Source organism: Pedococcus sp., from assembly GCF_036554925.1.
Classification (GTDB): Bacteria; Actinomycetota; Actinomycetes; order Actinomycetales; family Dermatophilaceae; genus Pedococcus_A.
Window position 1 is genome coordinate 1 of sequence record NZ_DATBMI010000203.1, and the last position, 6,932, is coordinate 6,932.

General features: G+C 73.5%; 7 protein-coding genes and 1 pseudogene. 1 reads left to right on the forward strand and 7 read right to left on the reverse strand.

Going from position 1 to position 6,932, the window contains the following annotated elements:
• Positions 1 to 203: pseudogene (locus tag VIB11_RS15625) on the reverse strand (sugar ABC transporter substrate-binding protein); the annotation flags it as partial.
• Positions 204 to 346: 143 nt separating this feature from the next.
• On the opposite strand from VIB11_RS15625, the gene VIB11_RS15630 reads away from it, so the two are divergent.
• Positions 347 to 1,177, forward strand: a complete 831-nt coding sequence (locus tag VIB11_RS15630; protein WP_332032387.1) for a FadR/GntR family transcriptional regulator — start codon at positions 347 to 349, stop codon at positions 1,175 to 1,177.
• A gap of 67 nt (positions 1,178 to 1,244) precedes the next feature.
• Here VIB11_RS15630 and VIB11_RS15635 read toward each other — a convergent pair whose 3' ends face one another.
• The 6 genes from VIB11_RS15635 to VIB11_RS15660 all read right to left on the reverse strand — a co-directional run.
• Positions 1,245 to 2,201: a C40 family peptidase gene (locus VIB11_RS15635; protein ID WP_332032389.1), complete on the reverse strand. Its 957-nt coding sequence runs from the start codon at positions 2,199 to 2,201 to the stop codon at positions 1,245 to 1,247.
• Between the two features lie 328 nt (positions 2,202 to 2,529).
• Positions 2,530 to 4,227, reverse strand: a complete 1,698-nt coding sequence (locus tag VIB11_RS15640) for a formate--tetrahydrofolate ligase (RefSeq protein ID WP_332032391.1) — start codon at positions 4,225 to 4,227, stop codon at positions 2,530 to 2,532.
• 27 nt (positions 4,228 to 4,254) lie between these two features.
• Positions 4,255 to 4,707: a heat shock protein transcriptional repressor HspR gene (locus VIB11_RS15645; RefSeq protein ID WP_332032393.1), complete on the reverse strand. Its 453-nt coding sequence runs from the start codon at positions 4,705 to 4,707 to the stop codon at positions 4,255 to 4,257.
• A gap of 6 nt (positions 4,708 to 4,713) precedes the next feature.
• Positions 4,714 to 5,706, reverse strand: a complete 993-nt coding sequence (locus VIB11_RS15650) for a DnaJ C-terminal domain-containing protein (protein ID WP_332032395.1) — start codon at positions 5,704 to 5,706, stop codon at positions 4,714 to 4,716.
• A gap of 42 nt (positions 5,707 to 5,748) precedes the next feature.
• Positions 5,749 to 6,387 (reverse strand): nucleotide exchange factor GrpE, encoded by a 639-nt coding sequence (grpE, locus tag VIB11_RS15655; protein ID WP_332032397.1) that lies wholly within the window; start codon positions 6,385 to 6,387, stop codon positions 5,749 to 5,751.
• Positions 6,384 to 6,932 (reverse strand): Hsp70 family protein (locus VIB11_RS15660; RefSeq protein ID WP_332032399.1); only part of this gene is annotated, 549 nt, incomplete at its 5' end. The genes VIB11_RS15660 and grpE, both read right to left, overlap by 4 nt.

Below are 6,932 nucleotides of genomic sequence, written 5' to 3' on the forward strand. Positions count from 1 at the left end.
CCGAGCTGGGTGATCTCGACCTTCAGGCCGGACTCCTTCTCGAACTCCGGCAGGGCCTTCTTGATGTTCTCCGTCCACACGTGGTTGGCGAGCGTCACGCGCACGGTCTTGGACCCTGCGCTCTGCTCGCCGCCCCCACCGCACGCGGACAGGCCGAGGGCTGCCGCCACGGCCAGAGAAGTCCCGATTACTGACTGACGCATCACGTCGGTCTCCGTTCCTGTCGTGGCACCCCGCCGTTGGGCTGCCGCTCCCTCAGCGGTGCTTACGTCCGCCTATTCCGGCGATGCTAATTGTCTAAATCTGATTTATGCAAGGCCTTGACCCACATGCGTATGCTTTAACCATGAGCAGCGACGTGGCTGGCGTGTCCGTGTCCCCCGGCGGGCCCGTCGAGACCGCGCCCGAGGACGCCGGGGCCGGCACTCCCGAGTCCGGCGCGCCCGCCGCGGACGCCCCCGCCCTGTCCGGGCTCCACGCCCAGGTGCTCGACCAGATCGGGCTCGCGATCGCCGGCGGCTCCCTCGCAGCCGGCACCGTGCTGCTGATCGACGACCTCGTGGAGCGCTACGCCGTGTCGCGCTCCGTCGTGCGCGAGGCCCTGCGGGTGCTGTCGTCGATGGGGATGGTGGCCTCCCGCCGCCGCGTGGGGACCCAGATCCTGTCGGCCAGCGAGTGGAACGTCTACGACCCCCAGGTCATCCGGTGGCGCCTCGCCTCGGACGGCCGTCTCGGTCAGCTGCGCTCGATCACCGAGCTGCGCGGCGCGGTCGAGCCCGAGGCCGCGCGGCTCGCGGCGGAGCGCGCGACCCCCGCCGACGCCAGCACCCTCGTCGGTCTCGCCGCCCGGATGTGGGCGGCCGGCCAGGGCGAGGACGAGGAGGAGTTCCTCGCCCTCGACATCGAGTTCCACCGGCTCGTGCTGGCCAGCTCCGGCAACGAGATGTTCCTCAAGCTGCACGAGCTGGTCGCCGAGGTGCTCACCGGGCGCCACCACTACGGCCTGATGCCTCACCACCCGCACGAGGAGGCGCTGCAGCTGCACGCCGACGTCGCCTCGGCGATCCAGCGCCACGACGGCGACCGGGCGCGCGAGGCCATGCTGCGCATCATGGGCCAGGCGATGGACGAGATGAAGACGCTGTGGGCCCGGGCCGGGGAGCACACCACCCGCTGAGCCGTATGCCGCGGGGTGCGCCCTGGGGCAGCATGCTCCTCTGGCTGTGGTCGGGCGACGTGGGCCCTCAGGGCAGGTAGCGTCGCGCCCCGGCGTACTCCGCGGCATACGGTGCGGTCGTCACCGGCACCGTCTCCACGGTCCTCCCGGTGGCCGGTGAGTGCACCATCGAGCCCGACCCCGCGTCCATCGACACGTGGTGCACGAACCCGCTCGCGGTCGCGTAGAACAGCAGGTCGCCCGGAGCCCTCGCGTCCCGCCCCACTGGTCGCCCGGCCCCCGCCTGGGCGTCGGCGTCGCGCGGGATGGTGATCCCGTGAACCCGGTGGACGAGGGAGGTCAGGCCGGAGCAGTCGAAGCCGAAACCGCTGCGCCCGGCCCAGAGGTAGGCCAGCCCGGTGAAGTCCTCCGCAGACCTCACCAGCGACTCTCCCGTCGCCGGCTGGGCGGGCTCCCCATCAGCGCGGACGGCCACTCCCGAGCGAGGCAGCCGCCCCGCCCGGCCACCGGGCAGCGACACGCGAACCCACTCCCCTGACAGGCCGACGACGGGCAGGTGCGTCCCGTAGCTCACCTCGACGACGGGCCGGGGGTCGGCGGCGTCGGTCCGCAGCCACGTCGTCGGCCGGACGACCGTCGCGATGGTCACCCCGGCGAAGGGCGCCGGCGTCGCGAGCTGTGCCAGGGGCAGCCAGCCCGGGTAGCCCCGGGGGTCGAGGGGTGTCGGCTGGTCGGGCACCACGACGCGGGCCCACGACCCGCTCACCTGCGTGACCACCACGCGGTCGCCGAGGAGCGACTGGGTCTCGGCACGGTCGACGAGGCCACGGCGGTCCGCGTCGGTCATCCCCGCGAGCCAGCCCCGGATGTCGGCCGGTGACCGCAGGGCAGGGGCGTCCACTGCCCGGGGCGAGTCCGGCGTGCGCCAGAGCGTGGCGACCGAGACCGCGACCCACGCCTGCACGCCCGGAGCCAGCGGAGGCACACCCCCGCCCGAGGGTTCGCCGGCGGTGGAGGGTGGCACGGGCTGCAGGCTAGTGGGCGGTCGAGCCGTGGACGGCCCGGCGTCCGACCTCGAGCCGGTCGCGGTCGGCGCCGTGGCGGTCGGCGCCGTGGCGGTCGACGACGGGACGGTCGACGACGGGACGGTCGACGACGGGGTGCGAGGCTGCGTGGCGGCGCCGCGGCTCGGACCCTCGGCACCGGCACAGGCCCCGGCCAGGGCCACCGCCAGGGTGATCGTCGCGAGCCCGATCCTCATGAGTCAGCGTGGGCTCGTGTCGCCCTGCTGGGCAAGGGCCGTCGGCCCCATCGCCGCTGCCCCTCGGCAGGGCGCGGGCACCGGGGCGTCGTCAGAAGAGCCCGACCACGTCGCCGTTCTCGTCGAGGTCGATGGCCTCGGCCGCCGGGTGCCGCGACAGGCCGGGCATGGTGCGCATCTCGCCGCAGATGGCGTAGACGTAGCCCGCGCCCGCCGCGGCCCGCACCTCCCGCACGGGCAGGCGCCAGCCGCGGGGGGCCCCGCGCAGGGCCGGGTCCGAGGAGATGGACAGGTGGGTCTTGGCGATGACCACGGGGAAGGCGCCGTAGCCCAGCACCTCGAAGCGGTCGAGGTCGCGGGCTGCCGTGGCCGCGAGGTCCACCCCGTCGGCGCCGTAGACGCGGGTGGCGACGGCCTCGATCTTCTCCCGGAGCGACAGGTCGAGCTCGTAGGTCGGGCGAAAGGCGTGGTCCCGGCCGCAGGCCTCCTCCACGGCAGCGGCGAGCGCCAGCGCCCCGTGCCCACCGTCGGCGACGTGGGTGGACACCGCCACCAGCGCACCCTCGGACTCCGCGACGTCCCGGATCACCTGGTGCTCGGAGTCGAAGTCCGACGGGAAGGCGTTGATGGCCACCACCGGTGAGACGCCGAAGGACCTGACGATCTCGAGGTGGCGGCGCAGGTTGTCTGCGCCGGCACGCACCGCCCGCGGGTTCTCGGCGAGCATCTCGGGCGGCAGCGGTCGACCCGCCATCACCTCGTAGTGCCCCGAGTGTGCCTTCAGCGACCGCACGGTGGCGACGAGGACCGCGGCGTCGGGCCGGAGCCCGGAGACCCGGCACTTGAGGTTGAAGAACCGCTCCGCGCCCATGTCGGCGCCGAAGCCGGCCTCGGTGAGCAGGTAGTCACCGGTCCGGATCCCGATCTGGTCGGCGATGACCGAGGAGTTCCCGGTCGCGATGTTCCCGAACGGCCCGGTGTGGACGAGCACCGCGGTGTTCTCGGTGGTCTGGAGCAGGTTGGGCTTGAGCGCCTCCCGCAGGATCACGGCCATCGCGCCGGCCGCCTTGAGGTCCTCCGCGGTCACCGGCCGGCCGGCATACGTGAAGCCCACGACGATGCGGCCGAGCCGTTCGCGCAGGTCGCGCAGCGACGTGGCGAGCCCCAGGATCACCATGACCTCGCTGGCCGCCGTGATGTCGAACCCTCCCTGCCGCGGGAACCCGTCGACGCGCGCCCCCAGGCCCGTGACGACGTTGCGCAGGGCGCGGTCGTTGACGTCGACCACCCTCCGCCACGCGACGCCGCGCGGGTCGAGGCCGAGCTCGTTGCCGTGGTGGAGGTGGTTGTCCACCATCGCGGCCAGCAGGTTGTGGGCGGCGGTCACGGCGTGGAAGTCGCCGGTGAGGTGCAGGTTGAGCGTCTCCATCGGCAGCACCTGGCTGTGCCCCGCCCCTGCGGCCCCGCCCTTGATCCCGAACGTGGGACCCATGGAGGGCTGGCGCAGGGCCAGGGTGGCGCGGCGGCCGCGAGCGGCGAGTCCCTGCGCGAGGCCGACGGCGGTCGTCGTCTTGCCCTCGCCGAGCGGGGTCGGGGTGATGGCGGTGATGACGACGTAGCGCGCCATCGGCCGGTCCCGGAGGTCCGCGACGGCGGCGAGGTCGACCTTGGCCACGTGGTGCCCGTAGGGCTCGAGGTGGTGGTGCGGGATGCCGGCGGACTCCGCGACCTCGGCGATCGGCCGCAGCCGGGCGGCACGCGCGATCTCGAGGTCGGTGGGCGGGCTCACGCCGCCCAGTGTGGCGGGCGGACGGGCCTAGAAGGACGGTTTCCAGACGACGAGCGCCTGGGAGCGGTTCGGCCGGGGCCGCTGCCCGGCGCGCAGGGCGATGATGTCGCCGCTCGGGCCGACTGCGAAGACCCTGGAGCCGGCCGGGCTCCCGGCGAGCTGACGGGTCCGATCGAGCTCCTCGGCGAGCTCGGCCACCCGGGCGCGCAGGGCGGCCACCTGGTTCTCGAGCTCCAGGATGCGCTGGATGCCGGCGAGGCTGACGCCCTCCTCCTGGGAGAGCCGCTGCACCTCGCGCAGGAGGGCGACGTCACGGGCGGAGTAGCGACGGCCCCCGCCGCGGGTGCGGGACGGGGAGACCAGGCCGATGCGGTCGTACTGCCGGAGGGTCTGCGCGTGCATGCCGGCCAGCTCGGCCGCGACCGAGATGACGAAGACAGGGGTGTCGTCGTCAGGCGAGAAGCCGCGCAGCGTGGCCATGGGTCGTCACCTCTGGGCTCGGGCGAAGAGCTCGGCCCGAGGGTCCTGGTCCTTCTCCTGGGCGCGCAGGGCCTCGAGCGCTGCGCGGGTCTCGTCGGTGAGCCGCTGGGGCACGACCACGGTGACCCTGGCGAGCAGGTCACCGGGGTGGTCCTTGCGGGGGACGCCCCTGCCCTTGACCCGCAGCACCCGGCCACTCGGGGTGCCCGGCGCGATGCGCACCTTCACCGGCTCGCCCGAGAGGGTGGGGACGGCAACGGTCGCCCCCAGCGCCGCCTCGGCAAAGGTGACCGGAAGGTCCACGGTGAGGTTGTCGCCCTCGCGGCCGAACACGGGGTGCGGCTCCACCGCGACGGTCAGGATGAGGTCACCGGCGGGTGCGCCCTGCTCACCCGGCTCGCCCTTCCCGGCGAGGCGGATCTTCTGCCCGTCCCGGACCCCGGCCGGGATGCGGGTCGTGATCCGGCCGTTGCCGGTGCTCAGGGTGACCGTCGCCCCCTCGACCGCGTCGCGGAACGGGAGCGTCGTGCGCGCCGACAGGTTGGCCCCGCGGCGCGGGCCGGCCGGCGCGCCGTAGCCGCCGTAGGCCGGCCCCGCGCCGCCGAACATGCCCCCGAGGATGTCCTCGAGGTTGGGCTGCGCCCCACCGCCACCGGTGCTGAAGCGGACGTTGCCGCCACCTCCGCCGAACATCGACGAGAAGACGTCCTCGAAGCCTGCGCCCCCACCGCCCGGGCCGCCCGCTCGGAAGCGGGCGCCCCCGTGCGTCATGGACCGGATGGCGTCGTACTGCTGGCGCTGCTCGGGATCGGAGAGCACGGCATACGCCTCGCCGATCTCCTTGAAGCGCTGCTCCGCGTTGGCGTCACCCGGGTTCTGGTCCGGGTGCTCCTTGCGGGCGAGCTTGCGGTAGGTCTTCTTGACGGTGGCCGCGTCGGCGTCCTGGGGGACGCCGAGGATCGCGTAGAAGTCCTTCTCGAACCAGTCCTGGCTGGCCACGGCGTCCTCCTCTCGGCGTGCGGGTCGGTGTGCTGGGCGGCGCTACTGCGGGTCGGCGACCGCGACGCGGGCCGGCCGGATGACCTGGTCCCCCGCACGGTAGCCGGGCTGCAGCACGGTCACGACCGTGGTCGAGTCCGCGCCCTCCGGCAGCTCCGCCTGGGTGTGCATGAGCGCCTCGTGCCGCATCGGGTCGAACGGCTCGCCGACCTCGCCGAAGCGGGTCAGCCCGAACTTCGTGAGCGTCTGCTCGAACTTCTCGGCGATCGACGCGAACGGCCCGGACTGCAGGTCGCCGTGCTCGCGTGCCGCGTGGATGTCGTCGAGCACCGGCAGCAGCGTCTCGAGGACGTCCTGCACGGCGCGCTCCTGCACCATCGCGCGGTCACGGTCGACCCGGCGCTTGTAGTTGACGTACTCGGCCTGCAGGCGCTGCAGGTCGAGCAGGCGCTCCGCGGCGAGCGCGGTGTCCGGGTGGACCTCCTCGCCCGTGGGCACGTGGGGCGCCTGGTGGGCCACCGCCTCCTGCTCCTCCTGGAGCTCCTGCTCGAGGGCGTCCGACGACCCGGCACGAGCACTGTCGGCCCCCGCCGGGGCGGTGGTGGGCTGGGCGGCCTCCGCGGCCTCCGCACCCACCACCTCCTCGGCCTCGGTGGTGCCGGGGTCGACGTTCTCCGTCACTTCTTGTCCTCGTCGTCGTCGACGACCTCGGCGTCCACGACGTCCTCGTCGGAGCCGCCCGCCTGAGCGCCCTGGGCGCCCTGCGCGCTGCCCTCCGCACCGGCACCCGCCTCGGACTCGGAGGCCGCGGCATACATCGCGGTGCCGAGCTTCTGGGACTCCTCGGAGAGCTTCGACGTCTTCGCCGAGATGTCCTCGGCGGTCGCACCGGAGTCCGGCTTGAGGGCCTGCTTGAGGTCCTCGAGGGCGGCGTCCACCGGGCCGCGGCCGTCGGCCGGCAGCTTGTCGGCGTTGTCGGTGAGGAACTTCTCGGTGGAGTAGACCAGCTGCTCCGCGGTGTTGCGGGCCTCGGTCTCCTCGCGGCGCTTGCGGTCCTCCTCGGCGTGCGCCTCGGCCTCCTTGATCATCCGCTCGATGTCCTCCTTGGCCAGCGCGGAGCCACCGGAGATGGTGATCTTCTGCTCCTTGCCCGTGCCGCGGTCCTTGGCGGAGACGTTGACGATGCCGTTGGCGTCGATGTCGAAGGTGACCTCGATCTGCGGCAC

Bases quoted from the DNA above. Each gene is read 5' to 3' on its own strand.
- VIB11_RS15630 (WP_332032387.1), top strand. From the start codon at position 347: ATGAGCAGCGACGTGGCTGGCGTGTCCGTGTCCCCCGGCGGGCCCGTC.
- VIB11_RS15645 (WP_332032393.1), bottom strand. From the start codon at position 4,707: ATGGCCACGCTGCGCGGCTTCTCGCCTGACGACGACACCCCTGTCTTC.